At 65.8% G+C, this 18,473-nt stretch carries 15 protein-coding genes; 8 read left to right on the top strand and 7 right to left on the bottom strand.

Going from position 1 to position 18,473, the window contains the following annotated elements:
* The first annotated feature begins 87 nt into the window (after positions 1-87).
* Entirely contained in the window at positions 88-630 is a 543-nt protein-coding gene (locus NE234_RS23250) for a hypothetical protein (protein WP_252782608.1), read from the top strand.
* A 58-nt stretch (positions 631-688) separates the two neighbouring features.
* Here the strand turns inward: NE234_RS23250 and NE234_RS23245 are convergent, their stop codons facing one another.
* The gene (locus NE234_RS23245; RefSeq protein ID WP_252782607.1) at positions 689-943 is read right to left on the bottom strand and encodes a hypothetical protein; all 255 of its coding nucleotides are present in this window, start codon (positions 941-943) and stop codon (positions 689-691) included.
* Positions 944-994: 51 nt separating this feature from the next.
* Positions 995-1,957 (bottom strand): SDR family NAD(P)-dependent oxidoreductase, encoded by a 963-nt coding sequence (locus NE234_RS23240; protein WP_252782606.1) that lies wholly within the window; start codon positions 1,955-1,957, stop codon positions 995-997.
* Between the two features lie 183 nt (positions 1,958-2,140).
* Here NE234_RS23240 and NE234_RS23235 point away from each other — a divergent pair, with 183 nt between their 5' ends.
* Entirely contained in the window at positions 2,141-3,022 is an 882-nt protein-coding gene (locus NE234_RS23235; protein WP_252782605.1) for a helix-turn-helix transcriptional regulator, read from the top strand.
* Between the two features lie 62 nt (positions 3,023-3,084).
* Here NE234_RS23235 and NE234_RS23230 read toward each other — a convergent pair whose 3' ends face one another.
* The 4 genes from NE234_RS23230 to NE234_RS23215 all read right to left on the bottom strand — a co-directional run bounded on the left by NE234_RS23230 (position 3,085) and on the right by NE234_RS23215 (position 6,804).
* Positions 3,085-3,432: a hypothetical protein gene (locus NE234_RS23230; RefSeq protein ID WP_252782604.1), complete on the bottom strand. Its 348-nt coding sequence runs from the start codon at positions 3,430-3,432 to the stop codon at positions 3,085-3,087.
* Between the two features lie 145 nt (positions 3,433-3,577).
* Positions 3,578-3,952, bottom strand: coding sequence for a DUF6416 domain-containing protein (locus NE234_RS23225; protein ID WP_252782603.1), 375 nt, complete (start codon positions 3,950-3,952; stop codon positions 3,578-3,580).
* A gap of 57 nt (positions 3,953-4,009) precedes the next feature.
* Entirely contained in the window at positions 4,010-4,996 is a 987-nt protein-coding gene (locus NE234_RS23220; RefSeq protein WP_252782602.1) for a CBS domain-containing protein, read from the bottom strand.
* An 8-nt stretch (positions 4,997-5,004) separates the two neighbouring features.
* A complete protein-coding gene (locus tag NE234_RS23215; RefSeq protein ID WP_252782601.1) occupies positions 5,005-6,804 on the bottom strand; it encodes a GmrSD restriction endonuclease domain-containing protein in 1,800 nt (599 codons plus the stop codon).
* A 339-nt stretch (positions 6,805-7,143) separates the two neighbouring features.
* Here NE234_RS23215 and NE234_RS23210 point away from each other — a divergent pair, with 339 nt between their 5' ends.
* Genes NE234_RS23210 through NE234_RS23200 form a run of 3 tightly spaced genes read left to right on the top strand, consistent with a single transcriptional unit; the run spans position 7,144 to position 8,875 of the window.
* Complete coding sequence (locus NE234_RS23210) at positions 7,144-7,830, top strand: dual OB domain-containing protein (RefSeq protein WP_406567055.1); 687 nt, start codon at positions 7,144-7,146, stop codon at positions 7,828-7,830.
* Positions 7,827-8,441, top strand: coding sequence for a DUF488 domain-containing protein (locus tag NE234_RS23205; protein ID WP_252782599.1), 615 nt, complete (start codon positions 7,827-7,829; stop codon positions 8,439-8,441). Before NE234_RS23210 ends, NE234_RS23205 begins: the two co-directional genes overlap by 4 nt.
* The gene (locus tag NE234_RS23200; protein WP_252782598.1) at positions 8,438-8,875 is read left to right on the top strand and encodes a DUF488 domain-containing protein; all 438 of its coding nucleotides are present in this window, start codon (positions 8,438-8,440) and stop codon (positions 8,873-8,875) included. Before NE234_RS23205 ends, NE234_RS23200 begins: the two co-directional genes overlap by 4 nt.
* A 213-nt stretch (positions 8,876-9,088) precedes the next feature.
* Here NE234_RS23200 and NE234_RS23195 read toward each other — a convergent pair whose 3' ends face one another.
* Positions 9,089-11,752, bottom strand: coding sequence for a DEAD/DEAH box helicase (locus NE234_RS23195; RefSeq protein ID WP_252782597.1), 2,664 nt, complete (start codon positions 11,750-11,752; stop codon positions 9,089-9,091).
* A gap of 169 nt (positions 11,753-11,921) precedes the next feature.
* Here NE234_RS23195 and NE234_RS23190 point away from each other — a divergent pair, with 169 nt between their 5' ends.
* From NE234_RS23190 to NE234_RS46040, 3 genes are all read left to right on the top strand, one after another.
* Complete coding sequence (locus tag NE234_RS23190) at positions 11,922-15,347, top strand: helicase-related protein (RefSeq protein ID WP_252782596.1); 3,426 nt, start codon at positions 11,922-11,924, stop codon at positions 15,345-15,347.
* A gap of 396 nt (positions 15,348-15,743) precedes the next feature.
* Positions 15,744-17,462 carry a ParB N-terminal domain-containing protein gene (locus NE234_RS23185; RefSeq protein WP_252782595.1) on the top strand — a complete coding sequence of 573 codons (1,719 nt, stop codon included), beginning with the start codon at positions 15,744-15,746 and terminating at the stop codon, positions 17,460-17,462.
* 23 nt (positions 17,463-17,485) lie between these two features.
* On the top strand, positions 17,486-18,445 hold the full coding sequence (locus tag NE234_RS46040; protein WP_406567054.1) for an HNH endonuclease: 960 nt from the start codon (positions 17,486-17,488) through the stop codon (positions 18,443-18,445).
* Positions 18,446-18,473 lie beyond the last annotated feature (28 nt).

The raw sequence follows: 18,473 nt of genomic DNA, 5'->3' as shown, positions 1-18,473 counted from the left end.
CGGATCAGGGCATGTACGCCGATGTGTCCACACAAGACGATCTTGACACGCCCTGGTCGCTATTTGATCTTGGAAGCGAGATTCGAAATGACGGACCAGACCCAGCCGGTGCCGGGCATCGTCTCGTCTCAGACGGCGTACGCCAGCGCGTACAGCCGGGGACGCCGCGCGTACGGCACGTCCAGCTCCACTCTGGCGCAGATGCTGAGCCTCCCGGCGGCCCGGCCGCCGCGCGGCATGGTCACCACCGGGTGGATCCTCACGCTGCTCGGCGTGCCACTGGCGGCGCTGTTCGTGCTGGTCTCCCTGGAAGCCCACCACAGCTCGTCGCATCCCGCGCCGATGTGGGCGTCCATCATGGCGCCCCTGATCATGACGCTCCCGCTCTGGCTGTCGGGGCTCGTCTGCCTCGTCATCGGCTACGTGCGCATGAGCGGCTTCCGGCGCGGAGCACCGCTTCGTGAGACGGCCTGGCAGGTGTGGTCGACGGCCCGCTACTGCTTCCGCGACCACGTCGTCTTCCTGCCGCACGGCGCCCACGCCCCGGCGGAACTCGCCCGGTCCCTCATCCTCGACACCGCCCAGCGCACGCTCACCGAGCCGTACGCGCCGCCTCCGCTCAGGGCGTGATGACCGCTCCGGTGATCGGCGGGGGAGCCGGGCCGGAACGCACCGGACGCCCCGCGTGTCACCGGTCGAAGCGGACGAGGTGGTAACCGCTCGGGTCGCTGAGCGGCACCAGAACGGCACCGTCCGGCGCGACGGCCGCCAGGCCGGTGTCGATGCGGCTCCCTCGCCGCGCGAGCTCGGCGGATACGGTGCCCGCGTCGTCGTAGTGCCGCCGCCCCGTGGATTCGGCGACGACGAGCCGCCCGGTATCCCGCCGCGAGCCGCCGACCTGCAGGACGAGCCGGGGCCCGTCTTCGACGGCGACGAGAGCCACGTCCTCTCCTTCCGCGGCGACCTGGGACAGCGTCCACCTCCGGTCCGGCGTTCAGGACTGATCAGAACCCCGCTCGGCGGCGGCGATCAGGTCGAGCGAGAGCCGCCACAGCCGGGCGGCCTTGGACGGGTCCAGCGCGTGGTCCGCGACGCCGCGGCGTACGCCGGGCCGGTGGGGTTCGGCCTCCTGGCAGTCTTCGAAGTACCTTCCGGTGACGCCCTCGACCAGGGGCGAGGCGGCGAGCAGCACCGAGGTCGCGGCGCCCTGTGCGATGTTCTTCACCGACACGCCGGTGCTCTGCCCGGGTTCGAACGAGGCCGGGGCGTTCGCCGGCTCCCCGATGTGCCGGGCGAGGTTCGTAGCGGCGATACGTCCGGGGTTGAGGGCGTTCACGGCGATGCCGTCGGCGGCCCATCGGCGGGCGGCCTCGACGGCGAACAGGATGTTCGCCGTCTTCGACTGGCTGTAGGCCGCCCAGGGGTCGTACGGGCGGTGCTCGAAGTTGACGTCGTCGAACAGCACCTCGCCGTTGACGTGCCCGACCGAGCTGACGACGACGACCCGGGCGCCGCCCGCCTGCGCGAGCGCGCCGTGCAGGCCGGTGGTGAGCGCGAAGTGACCGAGATGGTTCACGGCGAACTGCAGCTCCCAGCCTTCCGGGGTCCGCGTCTCCGGCGCGGCCATGACCCCGGCGTTGTTCACGAGGATGTGCAGCGGCCCGTCCCACGCGGCCGTGAACGCCGCGATCGACGCCCGGTCGGCCAGGTCGAGCGGCGCCGCCCGTACGTCGCCGGTCGCGTCCGTGATGCCGGCGGCGACGTTCTCGCCCGCCGCGACGTCGCGTACGGCGAGGGTGACCTCGGCTCCGGCGGCGGCGAGCGCCCGCGCGGTCTCCGCGCCGATGCCCGACGAGGCCCCGGTGACGATCGCCCGCCGGCCGGTGAGGTCGACGCCCGCGACGACCTCGGCCGCGGTGGTCCGCGCGCCGAACGGAGTGGTGACACGTGCCGCCATGAGAATGCCCTCCTGCTGCCGCCGCCCGGCGACGATCGCGCGCCGGGCGGTGAATGCCGTCCTCTCCAGCGAAGCAGCCCGATCGAGGCCGCCGGGCGCTACGACGGGCCTCGCTCGACCGGAGGTCCGGCAGTACCCCTCTGGCGCCGGATCCACCGCCGCCGCGCACGTACGGTGGACGGCATGGACGTGCACCCTTCCGCGCGGCGCGACCGCTCCGAGCTGGGAGAGTTCCTGCGTACGCGCCGCGGGCGGGTCACGCCGGAGGACGCCGGCCTGACCCCCGTACCCACGGTCCGCCGCGTGCCCGGGCTGCGCCGCGAGGAGGTCGCGCAGCTCGCCGGCGTGAGCGTCGACTACTACATCCGCCTCGAACGCGGCCGCGACGTCAACGTCTCCGAGGCCGTCCTGGACGCCATCGCCCGCGCCCTGCGCCTCACCGACGACGAGCGCTCCCACCTGCACGCGCTCGCCCGGCCCGTACGGGGCCGGCACCGGCCGCAGCCGCCGCAGCGCGTACGGCCCAGCATCCACCGGATCCTGGAGACGATGGGCGACACCCCGGCACTCGTGGTCGGCCACCGCACCGACGTCCTGGCCGCCAACCGCATGGCCCGGGCGCTCCTGACCGACTTCGACGCCCTGCCGTACCGCGACCGCAACATGGCCCGCTTCATCTTCCTCGACGAGGCCGCCCGCAGCCTGTACGCCGGCTGGGAGACCGTCGCCCGCAGCAGTGTGGCGGCCCTGCACCTGTACGCCGGACGGCACCCGCACGACCCCCGGCTCGCCGAGCTCGTCGGCGAGCTGTCCGTACGCGACCAGGACTTCCGCCGCTGGTGGACCGGCCATGACGTGGCACGACGCACGCACGGGACCAAGCGCTTCCACCATCCCGTGGTGGGCGACCTGACGCTGAACTACGACGTCCTCGCGGCGACCGACGACCCCGACCAGCTCCTGGGCGTCTACACCGCCGAGCCGGGCACCCCCTCGGAGGAGTCCCTACGCCTCCTGTCCGCCTGGACCGCCGACGCCGATCCGTCCACTCCGTACGTCCGATGAACCCCGGACCGCCGGGGCGACGGACGGCATCCCGGCCCTGATCTGCTTTTCAGCTGCCTGGCTCAGGAGGCGAGGTTGGCTGCGCAGTCTTTGCAGCGGACCTTGGCGGCGCGGGAGGTGTCGCCTTCAGTGGCCTGTGCGGGATGGCTTGCGCTGATGCGGTTCCAAAGTCCAGGATCGGGATTCGGGATCCAACCCCAGCCGTTCTCGGGGTTGAGGACCTGTTCCTCGGTCATGTGCTCACAGGCACCGGGGATGTGAGCCATATTTCGGCTCGAGATCAGCAGGGTCCCAGGGCCGAACCGGGCCGAGCGGTAGGTGCTCTCGTACGGGCGGCGCGACACGGCAGGGGCGAGATTGCACGCACAGCCGAGGCCGACGATAAGCCCACATTTCTCACATTCCGTCACGCTTTCCAAGGTATCTAACCTTCCTTAATCATCGGCCGGAACGTTACGCAAGAGCCGCCTATGTCGGATCGGCCCACTGCCCCAGGGATCAATTGCCGCGATGGTGAGCGCCCGAATCAGGCGTCCTCGAACACCTCTCTTGGACTCATCCATCGTTACGTGCGTCGCGGAACAGGGCCGCCACCCGCGGCTTCATCGCGTATTGGGTAGGCTGACCATTCCGACCTGCCCACCAGGAAAAAGGCAATATGCGGTCGTGCTGCTTACACCACGCTGAATAGCCTTGCAGGGTCCCCGCGACGGCTTGTGCGTTTTTGAACCGCTTCCCCGTGAGCTCTATCAGCTCGGGCACCGACAGCATCTGCCCTGGATGGTCGACCAGCACCTTGTGAATCAAGTAAGTGCCCATCGGCAGTTGGTCTTGGGTAGCTGCCAGCTCTCGGTCATCCGGGCCCCAGTCTGGACCTTCGTGACCTCCACTCTCCCGCGACCACATCGGGTCGTCGTCTGTGAGGATCAACGCGACATCCTCTCCTCTGCGCGATCTCGGTTGGGTGAGAGTCATCGCCTTGGGCGATCAGGTCAGCTGCTTGAGGAGGCCGACGAACCGGTGCAGGCTGGTCAGCTTCTGGTCCGTCAGTGGACCCGGGTCGAAGTGCGCGATCTCGTTGCGGATCATGCGCACGCGATCGAGATCGTGCAGGAACGCCGGGCGGTCGATGCCCGTCCAGCCAAGAGCGTTCCAGTTCTCGTCCTTCTTCAGTAGTCGCTGATATCCGCTGAACATCAGGTCCGCGATGTTGCCCGTCTTCTTGTTGCTGGGCTGAACATCGCAGATGGCATCCGCCGAGAGCGCCTCCCCAAGGCACTTGCGCAGCCGCTGCTCGATCTCGCCGACGATGAAGAACGGCTTCGCCGTCACCTCGAAGCGCGCGGTGATGTCCGAGGCGGTCACGATGCCGGTGAACTTGCCGTTGTTGCCGCGGACCAGGAGATATCCGTACTCGCTGACGGCGGGAAGGTGGGCGAAGAGCTCCTGGTGGACCTCGGCGATGGGCAGCGAATCGGTGATCATCGCTTCGGTCAGGGTCGGCTGCTTCCCGGTCGCGTACCGCGTGGCGATCGAGCTCCAGGTGATGACACCGTGGAGATGGGAAAGCCCGTCGATGACGGGCAGCTGTGAGAAGTTACGGGTCAACATCATGTGGATGGCCTGTGCCAACGTGGTGTTCGGAGAGACCGAGGTCAGGCCGGCCTGAGCCGACGGCAGGTCACCGATCTTGAAGGACTGCTGAGGAACAGCGCTGGACGGTTCGTCCTGTTCCCCGTCGCCGTCCTCGACGGATGGCATGGCCTCTGCGGCGACGATGTGCACCTCGGTCGTGGCCGGGCATGTCGCGAAGGAGGGAACGGTGGACAGGCCCGCCTCGGCGAGCGCCTGCTGGATCCGGGGCACGGTGTCGAAGTTGCGGACCCGGACCCCGAACAGGTCGAGCAGGTCCCGGAGCAGAACCGTCCTGTCCTTGAGCGCGAGAAGATCCTCGGGAGCGGGATCGCGGAACACGGCCGGCCTCACCAAGCCCCGCCGCGCCGTACGACGCGCTTGCCCATGGCCTCTTCCACCAGTGCCAGTAGGCGCTCCGACCGGTCCTCGTAGAAACGGTCGAACCTCTCCTTGTGCAGAGTCACCGGGTCGATGAGGTGCGTGGCCACCACATCGTCGAACCATTCCGCGCGCATCCCGGACGATCGGGCGAGCGTCTTGAGGTAGGACGACGGGGACCCCGTCATGCTCTTGTTCGCCTGGGAGGACAAGACGGTCTTGTTCACGATCGAGTACAGACGCCCATCGTCGGGATTGTGACGGGCGAACCAGCTCTTGGGGAAGATGTACCGGACGTCGATGTTCTGCTCGGCGATCTGGGCCGCCGTCAACGGCTCCTCGGTATGGGCCCAGTCGACCGCGCCCTGCTTGATGATGAGGGCGTAGATTCCCTTGTACGCCGCGCTGGATCGTGAGGTCAGGCTGTTGAGCCGGTCGGCGATGAATGCTGCCTCAGCGATCGTGTCCGGGATCTCGTCCTCGGTCCCGTGCCAGGCGACGAGCTGTTCGACATCGCGGGGGAAACGGCTCTCCGTCGCGCTGCCGTACATCTCGCCCAGCATGCCGCACCAGTACCACTGAGTGATCCTCGCGAGCACCTCGGGCTCGTCGGTCCTTTCCCCGAGGATCGCACGGACGGCGGCCAGCGGAATCAACTGCGTACGGTAGGGCAGGTCGATGCTCCGCACGATGCACTGGCGGGTGAGGAAATCGCCCACCCAGGCGAACGCGTCCGCGACCCGTGGCTCGAGTCGGCGGAAGTCGGCCAGCGGCAGTCTCAGCAGGTCACGCCGCTTGCAGGCGACCGTCGCGGCCTGGCCGCGCTGCTTGAGCTCCCAGGAGTGCACGAGGCTGACCGCCTGGAGGAAGTCGCTGTTGCTCAGGCCGTCCTCGACACCGTTCTCGAACCGGCCGAACACCGGATACTCCGTGCACAGGCGCTTCTTGGTGTCTTCCCAGACCTTGGGGAGGCTGTAGTCGTCCCCGAACTCCTGGGCGTAGGTTCGGTCGCCCGCGTACGTCGCGGTCAGCAGCTCGAAGACGTTGAGCGGCACGCCGCCGGTGTTGACGCGCTCGAACACCGAGCACACCGCGTCCTTGGTCGTGTTGTGCGCCAGCCGGATCATCGGGATCTGGAAGGACAGGATGTTGTGGAGCACGCGGTCTCCGAACTCTGACCAGACGTCCCAGTTCCGGTCGTCGGCCTTGACGAAGCCCTTCTGCCAGTCGTTGACGCGGGTGTTGTCGAACACCAGGTGCAGCGGGAAGTAGCCTTCCGCGCACTCCAGCTCCTTGGTACTGAGGTCGAGCTTCACCTTGCGCGCGAAGTCCTCGCGTAGCACGCGGTCCTCGGGAACCGAGATGATTGCGTCGTCCCGGTCGGCGTTCGGGTCGACGGCCTTGTCGATGTCGATGTAGTACCAGCGGCGCAGCTTCTTGCCGCGGGCGTCCTCGGTCTCCACCGGCCGGCCGGATCGCAGCGCCTGGAACAGAGACGTGAGCCGCTGCTGCCCGTCCAGCAGCAGGAGGTCGGGCACCTGGTCGGCGGCGCTTTCGGCCCCGGTGAGCGTACGAGCCTTGAACTGCGGCTCGCCGCCGGTTTCGAGCGTCATCACGACCCCGAGCGGATAATCGAGGGTCACCGTGGCGATGAGCGCCTTGATCCTCTCGTCGTCCCACTTCCACTCCCGCTGGAAGTCGGGAAGCTGGATCTTCCCGGTCGCGACCTGATCGAGCACGAAGCTCAGCCTCGGACTGTCGAGCGCCACGGTGACGTCGTCCCCCTTCGGACTGAAACTGGATAACGGGCCATCACATCTCGACCGTCACCGAAGTGTCAAGAGATCTAACGTAAACGACATAACTGCCACGCCTTATCCCGAGTTTCGGCCATCACATAACTATTGAGATTCCTCCTTCCATCGGAGGCTCCACGCCTGCTTTCGGCCCCGGTGATCCGCCCGTGTGTTCATCCAGTTGATGCCCTCTGTGTCCGTGAATGCATCAATGTCCGAATTGATGTCACTGAGATCGCGTCACTATGACGGCGTTTTGCGCTACGGTCACATAGCGGGGCGAACCGTCATGTTCGGAGGGTGTGTGTGGCAATGATTAGGACACTCGTGTGTCTGGCGAATTCCCGTAAGCTGTCAGGGCGCTGTGTGGCAGGCATCGTTTACGATGGCCAGAAAAAATGGATACGCCCTGTCGGTTCTGGCCAGCACGGCGAGGTCTCCCAGGACGAACGGCAGTATGAAGACGGTTCAGAGCCGCGTGTCCTCGATGTCGTCTCCGTGCCACTTCTCCGGCCGCAGCCGCACAGCTTCCAGAGAGAAAACTGGCTCCTGGATCCTGATTCTCGTTGGGAGAAGGTCGGTCGGGTTGGATGGGGCGAGCTGCTCGAACTAGAGCAGTTCCCCCGGACGCTGTGGACCAACGGTTACGATACTTACCATGGCAGCAACGACCGCGTGCCAGTCGAGCAAGCGGACACTGCGGCGGACTCGCTCAACCTCATCCGGGTCGATCGCGTGACGCTGCTTGTCGCTGATGAAGGATATGAATATCCGAAGCGGGTTGTGCGGGCGCAGTTCAGATATGAGGGACATGATTATGCTTTGCGAGTGACTGACCCACAATACGAACAAGTATACCTGACGAGACCATTTGGCGTCTATGGATTAGGTGAATCTTTCATGACGGTGAGTCTCGGTGAAACGTATTATGATTTCGCCTATAAATTGGTGGCGGCCATCATTGAGCGAGCGAAGGTCGAAGCAGGCGACACGTCATGACATCCAGCACCATATTTACGATCGGCCACTCTACGCACAGCTTCTCGAGCTTCTTGAGCCTGCTTCGGAAGCATGAGATAACGGCCGTTGCGGATGTGCGCTCGATGCCTGCCAGCCGGTTTGCGTCCCAGTTCAACCGAGACTCGGCGAAGCGCAATTTGGGTGAATCTGGCATAGAGTACGTGTTTCTGGGGGAAGAACTCGGAGCACGCTCGAACGATGCCACTTGCTACGTTGATGGGCGTGTGGCGTACAGCCGCCTCGCCCAGACCCCCGAGTTCGCCAAAGGCATTGAACGTCTACTAAAGGGGATGCAGACCGAGCGGATCGCTATCATGTGCACCGAGCAAGAGCCGCTGGATTGTCATCGCGCGATCCTCGTCGCGCGAGTGCTCTCGATGCACGGGGTCGCTATCGATCACATCCACGGCGACGGGCATCTCGAGGGCCATGCCTCGGCGATGGAACGCCTCATGGCCAGATACGGTCTAGCCGAGGACGACCTGTTCAACACGCCAGCCGAACGTCTAGAAATGGCTCTCCGTCGGCAGGAAAAGCGCATCGCGTATTTCAACGAGGAGTTTCGCGTCGATGGAATGGCGAGAAAATGAAGATTTATACCATTGGTTTCACGAAGAAGACTGCCGAGCGGTTCTTTGGGTTGTTGCGCAAAGCGGAAGTGTCAACGCTAGTCGATGTTCGATTGAACAATGTCTCGCAATTGTCGGGCTTCGCCAAACGTGACGATCTAAGGTACTTCCTCAGCGAGATTTGCGGCATAAAATATACCCACCGGGTCGATCTGGCGCCGTTGCAAGATATGCTGGACGACTACAAGAAGCATGGCGCAAGCTGGACGGCTTACGAAGATAATTTCCTGCAACTGATGGAACAGCGTCGTATCGAGGACACCGTTCCACAGGAACTGCTTGACAACGCAGTGTTGCTCTGCAGCGAAGACGAGGCGCAGGAGTGTCACCGTCGGCTAGTCGCGGAGTACCTTGCACAGCGCTGGGATGATGTCACGATTGAGCATCTGAGCTAATCCATTCCTACCTCTGCCCCCCGTAGTAACTCTGGAGTTGATCACGGGTTCTGACGTCCTCCGAACAGCAGGACGGCGCTGGCCGGGGGCGTACAGAGCGGCGGCCGGTCCAGGACACCGATCGCCTGGCACTTCGTGTCCAGAGTGTGACGAGACCGTTGCCGGGCAAGGTCGTGGCCGTCCCACACCTCGCCGCTGCGCGAGCGGTGCGTTTCAGCTGCCGGTTGGGGCGCGTTCGGCGAGGCGACGGCGTTCGGCGGCGATGACCTGGCGGACCAGGTCGGCCTCGGACAGGTCGACGGCCTCGGGGGTGGAGTCGGCCATGGCGCTGACCCGGGCGAAGTCGTCGAACAGCCGCTGCTTCCCGGCGAGCAGCTCGACGATCCGCTGGTCGACGCTGTCCTCGGACAGCAGCCGGTGGACCTGCACGGAGTGCACCTGTCCCATGCGGTGGGCGCGGGCGATGGCCTGGGCCTCGGTGGTGGGCTTGAGCTGCGGCTCACAGATGACGACGACGGAGGCGGACTGGATGTTGAGCCCGACGCCGCCGGCCACGATCTGGGCGACCAGCACGGCTCCGCCCCCGGCCGACGCGAAGTCGTCCACCATCCGCTGCCTTCGGTGCGCCGCCACCGATCCCGTCAGGGGCCCGAACACCGGCCCTCGCAGCGACCGGGCGACCAGGTCCAGGACCTCCCGGAAGTAGGAGAACACGATGACCCGCCGGCCGTTCGCCTCCGCCTCACGCACGATCTCGGTGAGCCGCTGCACCTTCGCGGACCGGGAACCCTGGAGCATGGCCGCCTGGCGCATCTGCATGAAGTTGAACTCCTCGACGGCGGCGCGGTAGGCGACGGCGTCGGGCGTGGTCATGGGCAGCCATTCGGCGACCTCGATGAGCTCCGGGAGCTCGGTCAGCACGTCCTCCTGGTTGCGGCGCAGGTACGCGGGTGCGATCTGCCGCCGGAACCTGATCGGCGACAGGTCCGTGGCGTCGACGACGAGGTCGGGACGGATGTACGACGCCAGGTTGCGGAACTCGTCGACCCTGTTCTCCATCGGCGTGCCGGTGAGGAGGAGCACGCGGTCGCAGCGCGCGATGAACCGGTTGGTGCGGATCGTCCGCTGCGCCTCCGGGTTCTTGATGTAGTGCGCCTCGTCGACCACGACGCAGGCCAGGTCGCCGGCGTTCGGCGTGGCCGACTCCCACCATGCCAGGGTCTCGTACGTCGTGACGGCGACCCCGCCGTCGCGTACCCAGGCCCGGGCCGCGTGCTCGCGCTCCGGCCCGTGTACCCGGTGCGGCCGGAGCTTGGACTTCTCGCCGACCTCGCGGATCCAGTTGGTCACCACCGCGGCCGGACAGATGACGAGGAAGTGCGTCTCACCCCGGCTGCGCAGGTGGGCGAGGACGGCGAGGGCCTCCACGGACTTACCGAGGCCCATCTCGTCCCCGATGATCACCTTGTGCTGCACGAGGGCGAACCGGGCCGCGAAGCTCTGGTACCCGCGCAGGGACGCGGTCAGGTACTCGCCGCTGAGCGCCTGGTCGCGTACGGCCTTGACGATCTCCTCGGGGAGGTCGCCGTGCGCGGCGTCCTCATTCTCGGTGAGGAAGCCGAGCTCGGAGAGCATGGCGAAGTAGTCGGCGGGCCGGGCGAGGAAGTCCTCCCACGGGTCCGCGCCGGCGCTTCCCCGGCGGCGGGAATCGGGGGAGGCGCCGAGCAGGGCGGCGCGCCGCTTGACGATGTCGATGCTCTCGCGCAGGCCCGCGACCGGGAGCGTCCTCGTCGGGATCACCAGGAGATAGCTCGTGCCGCGGCCGATCGCCGCCCGCAACGGCGCGAGTTCGGCCGCGCGCTCGAGCTCGGCCGCCGCGCCACGGGTCTGCCGGCACGCGTCCCACTCGGCGAGGCGGCGCAGCAACTCGGTGGTCTCCGGACGGCGGTTCCCGACGTCGATCCGCACGGGCATCTCGTCGTACGCCGTCTGCCGCAGCGTCCGCGCGGCTCCAAGCATGTGCCGCGCCGAGGCCTCTCCGATGCCCGGGAGGGCGTGGAGGGGCCCGCGCCGGTCCAGCACCTCCTGCACCGTACGGATGCCCGCCTGGGTGAGGGGGCCCAGCCGGAGGCGTTCGCCGGTGGCCTCCTTCAACGCCTCGACCGGCATCTCCTGCAGGACCCGCCGTACGTCGGCGTCTCGGACCTGCTGCCCTGCGTGGTGCGCGGCCTTGCGGTACGAGGCCTCGCCCGCGACGGCGCGGTCGATGACGTCGAGGGCCTCGGCCAGGCCGTCGACGGCGGACCGGTCGAGGATCTCGGGCTCCGCGGCGTCCCGCCCCGGCAGGAGGTCGAAGGCGAGGGCCGGATCGAGCAGCGCCGCGAACCCGGCTTCCCCCCGGTCGACGGGAGCAGTGAAGGAACTCATCCGTTCCAGACGCTGCGGCCCGTCCTTCGCGGCGACCATCGCATGCCGGCTGCGCAGGTACTCGGCCGCCTCGTCGGCCTTCTGCCTCTTCGCCACACCGGTGAACAGGCGCCGTACGCCGAGCACGGGGGTCACGTCGGCGAGGGCGCGGGGAACGGAGTCGGTGAGCAGCCGCAGCAGGTCCTGGTCGGACGTCGTCGTCACCGGCAGGTACGCGCGCTCCCGGAGGCGCCGGACGACCCCGGCGTCGTCCCTGCCGAGGGGGACCACTCGCCAGGCGGACTCGCCCGCACGGCCGATGACGACGCTGCGCGCGTGGAGGACCTGTTCGACGTTGCGGGCAGCGTCGGAGACGGCCTGGCGCCAGGCCTGTACGCCCGCGGCTCGCTCACTCCATCGCCGGAAGTCCGCTACGAGGTGCCGGAGCTGTTCGCGCTCTGTTCTGTTCATGCCTCGCCACGGAGAGAGTCGACGGGTCAGCGTGAGTGATGGTAAAGGAGAAACCAGCGACGGGGAATGCGACCTTCAAGGCCACGGCCAGTGCGGACGTCGTGCTCAGCAGCGAAGTCACGTCCGCCGGTGGGGTCCTGCGGGCGGCCTGTGGATCGGGAGGTGGCGGGTGAGGCTCGAAGAGCTCACGTCCGGTGTCCGGGTGACGGGGGTCGTGCCCGGCGAGACGGTCTCGGTGATCGCGGCGCAGTGGCACGGCTCGGACGACGTGGAGCTGACCTACCAGACCCTGGGCGGGGGACTGAGCCAGCGGATGCTCTCCCGCGCCGACGAGGCTGGGCTGAGCCGCTCCGACGCGGGCAGCCGGCCGTACGACGCGGACGCAGAGGAGTTCCGGCTGGTCGCCGAGGCGCAGCGGATCTCACTGGCCGGGCTGTTCGACCCGATGCTCGCGGTGGCCACCAGCGACGTGCAGCCGCTGCCGCACCAGATCCGGGCGGTGTACGGCGAGATGCTCGACCGTACGCCGCTGCGGTTCCTGCTGGCCGACGATCCGGGAGCCGGCAAGACCATCATGGCCGGGCTGTACATCAAGGAGCTTCTGCTCCGCGACGACGTGAAGCGCTGCCTGATCGTGGCGCCCGGCGGGCTGGTCGACCAGTGGCAGGACGAGCTGTTCCTCAAGTTCGGCCTGCGCTTCGACATCCTGAACACCGCGATGGTCGACGCTGCGTTCGGCTCGACCGTGTTCGAGCAATACCCGCTGCTCATCGCCCGGATGGACCAGCTCGCCCGCAACGAGACCCTGACCGCCCAGCTCGACGACGCCGAGTTCGACCTGGTCGTCGTGGACGAGGCCCACCGGATGGGCGCCCACTGGTTCGGCGGGAGGCTGACCAAGACCCGGCGGTTCCAGCTCGGCGAGACGCTGCGCGACCGCACCCGCCACCTGCTGCTGATGACGGCCACCCCGCACGCGGGCAAAGAGGAGGACTTCCAGCTCTTCCTCACCCTGCTCGAACGCGACGGCTTCGAGGGCAGGTTCAAGGCCGGCGTCCACCGGGCGGACACGAGCGGGCTGATGCGCCGCATGATCAAGGAGGACCTGCTGACCTTCGACGGCCGGCCGCTGTTCCCCGAGCGCATCGCCCAGACCGTCCCGTACCAGCTCACCGAGGACGAGCAGGACCTGTACGAGCGCGTCACCGAGTACGTCCGCGAGGGCATGAACCGCGCCGCGCGCCTGGACGACAAGCGCCGCAACACGGTCGGCTTCGCGCTCACGGTGCTCCAGCGCCGCCTGGCCTCCAGCCCCGAGGCGATCCACCAGTCCCTCGTACGCCGCGCCGAACGCCTCACCCGCCACCGCGACGACCTCCTCCACGGCCGCCGGATCGCCGACGAACCCGCCCCCATCGACCCGGCCGACTGGGACGACGACGAGCACAGCGCCGACGAGGTCGAACGCGTCGAGGAGGAGCTGCTGGACGCGGCCACCACCGCCCGTACGATCGAGGAGCTCAACGCCGAGCTGGCCGACCTCGACCGGCTCATCCACGTCGCCCGCCGCGTCCGCGACCTCGACACCGACCGCAAGTGGGTCGAGCTGCGCCGGATCCTGCAGGACGACCTCATCAACCCGGGCGCCGACAAGCCGCGCAAGCTCATCATCTTCACCGAGCACCGCGACACCCTCGCGTATCTCGCCCGCAAGATCCGCGCGCTGTTCGGCAGGCCGGACACGGTCCAGGCCATCCACGGCGGCGTACGGCGTTCCGACCGGCGCGCCATCACCGAGGAGTTCACCAAGAACCCCGCCTGCCAGGTGCTCCTCGCCACCGACGCGGCCGGCGAGGGCCTCAACCTCCAGGCCGCCCACCTGATGGTCAACTACGACCTCCCGTGGAACCCGAACCGCATCGAGCAGCGCTTCGGCCGCATCCACCGCATCGGCCAGACCGACGTCTGCCGCCTGTGGAACCTCGTCGCGACCAACACCCGCGAAGGCGAGGTCTTCACCCGGCTGCTGCAGAAGATCGAGGAACAGCGCAAGGCGTACGGCGGCAAGGTCTTCGACGTCCTGGGATCGGCGTTCGACGAGACGCCGCTGCGCGAGCTGCTGATCGAGGCCATCCGGTACGGCGACCTGCCCGAGACCCGCGCCAAGATGCAGCAGGTCATCGACGACTCGGTTGCCCACGGCCTGCAGGAGCTGCTCGAGGACCGCGCTCTCACCCACGACGCCATCACCGGCGCCGACCTCGTACGGATGCAGCGGCGCATGGAGGAGGCCCAGGCCCGCCGGCTGCAGCCGCACTACATCGAGTGGGCGTTCCGTGCCGCGTTCCAGCGCCTCGGCGGCAAGCTCACCCGGCGAGAACGCGGCCGGTACGAGATCACCCACGTCCCCGCGGCCGTCCGCGCCGTCACCGGGCACGGCCCCGTCGCCAGCCGGTACGAGCGCGTCACGTTCGAACTGGACCGCGTCGACGCCGACGGCAGGCCCCGCGCCGACCTCCTCGCCCCCGGCCATCCGCTCCACGACGCCGTCGCCGACCTCATCATCGCCCGGCTCCGCCCCGCCCTCGAACGCGGCACCGTCCTGGTCTCACCGCAGGTCGAGGAGCCGAGCCTGCTGGTCGGCGTCGTGGAGGAGGTCGTCGACGGCACGGGGGAGTCGATCGCCCGGCGGTTCGGATACGCGTACGCCGACGCCTCCGGCCAGGTCACCCCGGCCGGCCCCGCGCCCTACCTCGACTGCGTCGCCGCCCCGCGTACGCCGGCCGTCGCTGCGGCCACGAGAGCGGCCTGGCTCGCCGAGGCGGAGTCCCGGGCCCGCACCTGGATCATCGGCCACCGGCTCAAGGACTACCTCGCCGAGGTCGCACCCCGCCGGCTCGCGGAGGTACAACGTACGCGGGAGCGGGTCGACGAGCGCCTGACCCACGAGGCGAACCGGCTCATCAGCGAGGCGATCGCAGCACAGGAGAAGGAGCAGACTGGGCACAAGCCGCAGGAGAGCTCCGACAGCCTCATGCGCAAGGCCCAGGACCTCCAGGCCCGCAGGGAGACCCGCCTGGCGCTACTGGACCAGCAGGCCCAGCCGGCCACCAAACCGCCCCGCATCATGACCGCCGCGCTCGTGCTGCCGCTGGCCGTGGTCGAGACCGAGATCGCCGCGGACGCCCCCATCCGGGCCAGGGAGACGAAGGCCGTCGAGCGGCGCGGCATCGAGCTGGTGCTCGCGGCCGAGCGTGCGCTGGGGCGGGAGCCGCAGGAGCAGGCGTTCGACAACCCCGGCTACGACATCCTGTCGGTGCCCCGCGACGGCGGCCACTCGATCTGCATCGAGGTCAAGGCGCGCATCGAGTGCGCCGAGGACTTCTACGTCACCCACAACGAGATCCTCACCGGCAAGAACGCGGCTCCGCATTACCGGCTCGCCCTGGTAACCGTCAGCCCCGCCGGCCCCGAACACGACCAGGTACGGTACGTCGCCGCCCCCTTCACCGGCGTCGACTTCGGCGACCTCGCCGCCACCGGCATCCGCGCCAACTGGCCAAAGACCTGGTCCGCCGGCACCGCCCCCTTCTGATTCACACAGCGAGCCGCACATCGTCTGGTGAACATCCCAAGCGGGTCGTGTGATGGCGGAGTGGGGAGCGAGGCCATGTAAGTCGCTCAGAGGATCACTTCAGAGGACCCTGGCGAAATCGGAGGTCAACGCAGTTCACTCATCTAAGTGATCAGAGTCCATCGATGAGAAGCCTGCCGGGGGTGGCATCTCCAGGCGACAGCAATGCTGCGAGCACCCCCGGAACAGAGTGGTACCAACGTGGAGCCTTAGTACGGTGGTCAAAATTCAGGCATGCCGGTCGGGAGTCGTGAAGCCGTCGGTCTGCGGTCTTCGAGCTCTTTACCATCAGTTACTCACTCCGCTACGCTGACGCTGGCAGCTGTAGGATCGAAGGCGATCGCCCGGGAGTCGAGTGTGGACCAGGCCCAAACTTACCGGTACCAGGTTTACGTCCTCCAGGAGACCGAATCAAGTAAGCCGCTGCTCTTGTTTGCTGCCAATGCGCTTGAAATCAGCGAATGGGCGGGCATCCCACAACGTCGACGCCTCTCCGGTGAGGAAACGGTCGGCTGGCAGCGCGAGGAAAACCCCGGTCGCTTGCGCGAACTCGCGAAGTTTTTCGATGATGGCAGCAACGTAGTTCAGAACCCGCTTCTTTGTGCCCTGCAGGATCCACAGTGTGTCACCTTCAAGCCGTTGGATGGATTGCCGAACTTCGGTGAGTTGGTGATCCGCGCCTCTGTGAAGCAAGACACGCCCCTCCTCGAGGTACTAGAACTGCTGTCTCAACGGCTGGAAAGCCGAGTACCTAGCCTCAAGGATTACCCGATCGACGCCGATCGGCGAAGGAAAGTCCGGGAGCGCGCAAGGTTCGAAGACGGTCTGCATCCTCAACTACTGTCAGACCCAACCGACCTCGCAGTTCTCGAGAGTGACGAAGATCCTTCGACGCCGCAAGTCGAGGAAAATGAGGCTGAAGATGTAGCCTCTGTTGTACTTACGGAAGAGACGCAGCTGGTCGACTTCTATCAGGAGCTACGGATCCGGATAGAGATCCTAAGAGAACTGCCTGTTGATGCCAGGCCGAGCACGCTAGTCGGATTCTCGGCGGATGCAATGCTTAGCTATCTGCAGCCAGTTGTACTGGTTGATGGACAACATCGCCTCCATGGAGCAGTGCTTTCGGCCAAGAAGAAAAGAGATACCGACAAGCTGCAAGATCTCCTAATCGATCAGGTCAACAAAGGGATAAGTCCTGCCGAGGCGGAAAGAGATGCGTTGCATAACTCCGCCAGAATGCTCCCCGTTTCGTTGCTTTTCGACGCAAATCCGGCGGAACACGTATTTCAGTTCGTCGTGGTTAACCAGAAAGCCACACCGATGGGGAAAGCGCTACTCGGGACAATTGTCTCCACCAGCCTCTCCCGCGAGGAGCTTGAGCCCGTAGCGGACAGATTGCGCAGAGCCTCGATCCCGCTCGACGACTCGCAGTCTGTTTCGTACATGACGCGCGCTGAGGAGAGTCCTTTCAGAGGGCTTGTACAGACCGGAATGGGTGGAGATGATCGCCGACATCTTCAATGGTCTGTTCTTAAAGGCCTTACGCAGATTTTCAGGGAACTGAAGGGTGGAAAGGTTTTCGGCCAGACTAACGATTATGCCGAGCTATGGCAGCAGCGCCACCTGGGGAAGTCGGACCTCGTTAGCCAAGGCGAGTCGCTGGAGGAAAAGTACCGAATTTGGAGAGAGCCGGACGGGCCGTGGCGGTCCGTGTTCGTGCGCTTTTTCAGCATTATCCGTGATCGGTTCGGCGACTCCGATCCGGAAGCGCACAACGCGTGGGGGAATTCGAGTAAGAACCTCTACAATAAAATATCGCTCACAATTCTATCCGCAGACTACTTTCAGTTCCTATGCGAAACAAAGACGGTACTCAACGATTTGAATGACGTCAATAAGTCAGTGGAAGACTGGCTAGAAGGCGTCAATAACCAGTACTTCGCGCGTGACTGGCGCATGGATCTGAAGAAGGATCAGCGTCGAGTTCGCGAAACATGGGCCACAGTATGGGTTGAATACCGCAAAAACCCTGCACGTCTTCCGAGGGTTGAGAGGTATACGCCGTCGTCCTAGGAGGGAGAATTGGCACCGGACCGATGAACCCTTATCTTGTTGGTAATTGGGTCCACGTAGCTGGCGAGGCTTTGGAGACGGGATGGTCGCGTAAGGCGCTTACCGATCTCGCAAAGCTCGAAGTGCCTACCGAAATCCTCGGTGATATGGCGTGGGTCATCCGAGGTGATGCCGCCGCCACCTGGGCCCAATGGTTCCTTGAGTCCTTGATCGATAACGCCCCATACGAAAGCCGTGAAAACTTGGGTTTTGCCCATCTTTACGATGAGCTGCGGCAAATCCTCCGTAACGAACTCCACATGCATCCGATGGACGAGGTTTCGGCGCTCGCTTCGCAGATTGCGAAGGTCGCATGGCGTGAAATCTCATTCCGCCGCGAATCCGGGCTGCGGAAGTCTCCGAGTAAGGAGCAGCGGAGGCGCCTATGGCTTAGCAACGAGCCCGATCCAAGATGTTACCTCTGCGGATACAAGTTCTGTGAAGCGGCAAAGGATAAGTTCCTGAATGGTAGCGATATCCAAAATATCGCCCGCCCTTTGCTCTTTGACTTCATACGTCCGCGCGGACTCCATGTTGTCGATCTGACCATTCAAATTGACCACGTGCGACCGGTACGTGCCGGGGGGGCGACAGAAAATGACAATCTAAGGTTCGCGTGTGGCTGGTGTAACAGGGCGAAATCGGGCCATATGCAGCTCTACGGCGCATCGTCATGGGTGAATCATCGGATACAACACCCTCTTCTAGGATGGGTATCGATACCGAGGCCCCTTTGGGTCGTTCGTATGACACAGCTCCGAGCACGCTGCGAGGACCCGAGTGGTTGCTCGGCGACGCTGGCTACGCATGAGCTATATGTAGCACCGAAGCGTACTACCGGTGCGCTCAATCCGAGTAACTGTCGGGTGTATTGCGACGTCCACGATCCTTGGGCAGGTCTCCGGTTCGTCGGAGAGAATGTCCTTCCGACGAAGGTCTCATAATTATCTAGCCTGCAAAGCCCCGCTGAAG

Source organism: Actinoallomurus rhizosphaericola, assembly GCF_024055675.1.
Lineage (GTDB): Bacteria > Actinomycetota > Actinomycetes > Streptosporangiales > Streptosporangiaceae > Actinoallomurus > Actinoallomurus soli.
This window is presented reverse-complemented; position numbering and strand designations above follow the sequence as displayed.

What these genes read in the sequence shown, in the direction of transcription:
- NE234_RS23240 (WP_252782606.1), bottom strand. Translation starts at nt 1,957, where the DNA reads ATGGCGGCACGTGTCACCACTCCGTTCGGCGCGCGGACCACCGCGGCC.
- NE234_RS23210 (WP_406567055.1), top strand. Translation starts at nt 7,144, where the DNA reads ATGATTAGGACACTCGTGTGTCTGGCGAATTCCCGTAAGCTGTCAGGG.
- NE234_RS23195 (WP_252782597.1), bottom strand. Translation starts at nt 11,752, where the DNA reads ATGAACAGAACAGAGCGCGAACAGCTCCGGCACCTCGTAGCGGACTTC.
- NE234_RS23250 (WP_252782608.1), top strand. Translation starts at nt 88, where the DNA reads ATGACGGACCAGACCCAGCCGGTGCCGGGCATCGTCTCGTCTCAGACG.
- NE234_RS23235 (WP_252782605.1), top strand. Translation starts at nt 2,141, where the DNA reads ATGGACGTGCACCCTTCCGCGCGGCGCGACCGCTCCGAGCTGGGAGAG.
- NE234_RS46040 (WP_406567054.1), top strand. Translation starts at nt 17,486, where the DNA reads ATGAACCCTTATCTTGTTGGTAATTGGGTCCACGTAGCTGGCGAGGCT.
- NE234_RS23205 (WP_252782599.1), top strand. Translation starts at nt 7,827, where the DNA reads ATGACATCCAGCACCATATTTACGATCGGCCACTCTACGCACAGCTTC.
- NE234_RS23200 (WP_252782598.1), top strand. Translation starts at nt 8,438, where the DNA reads ATGAAGATTTATACCATTGGTTTCACGAAGAAGACTGCCGAGCGGTTC.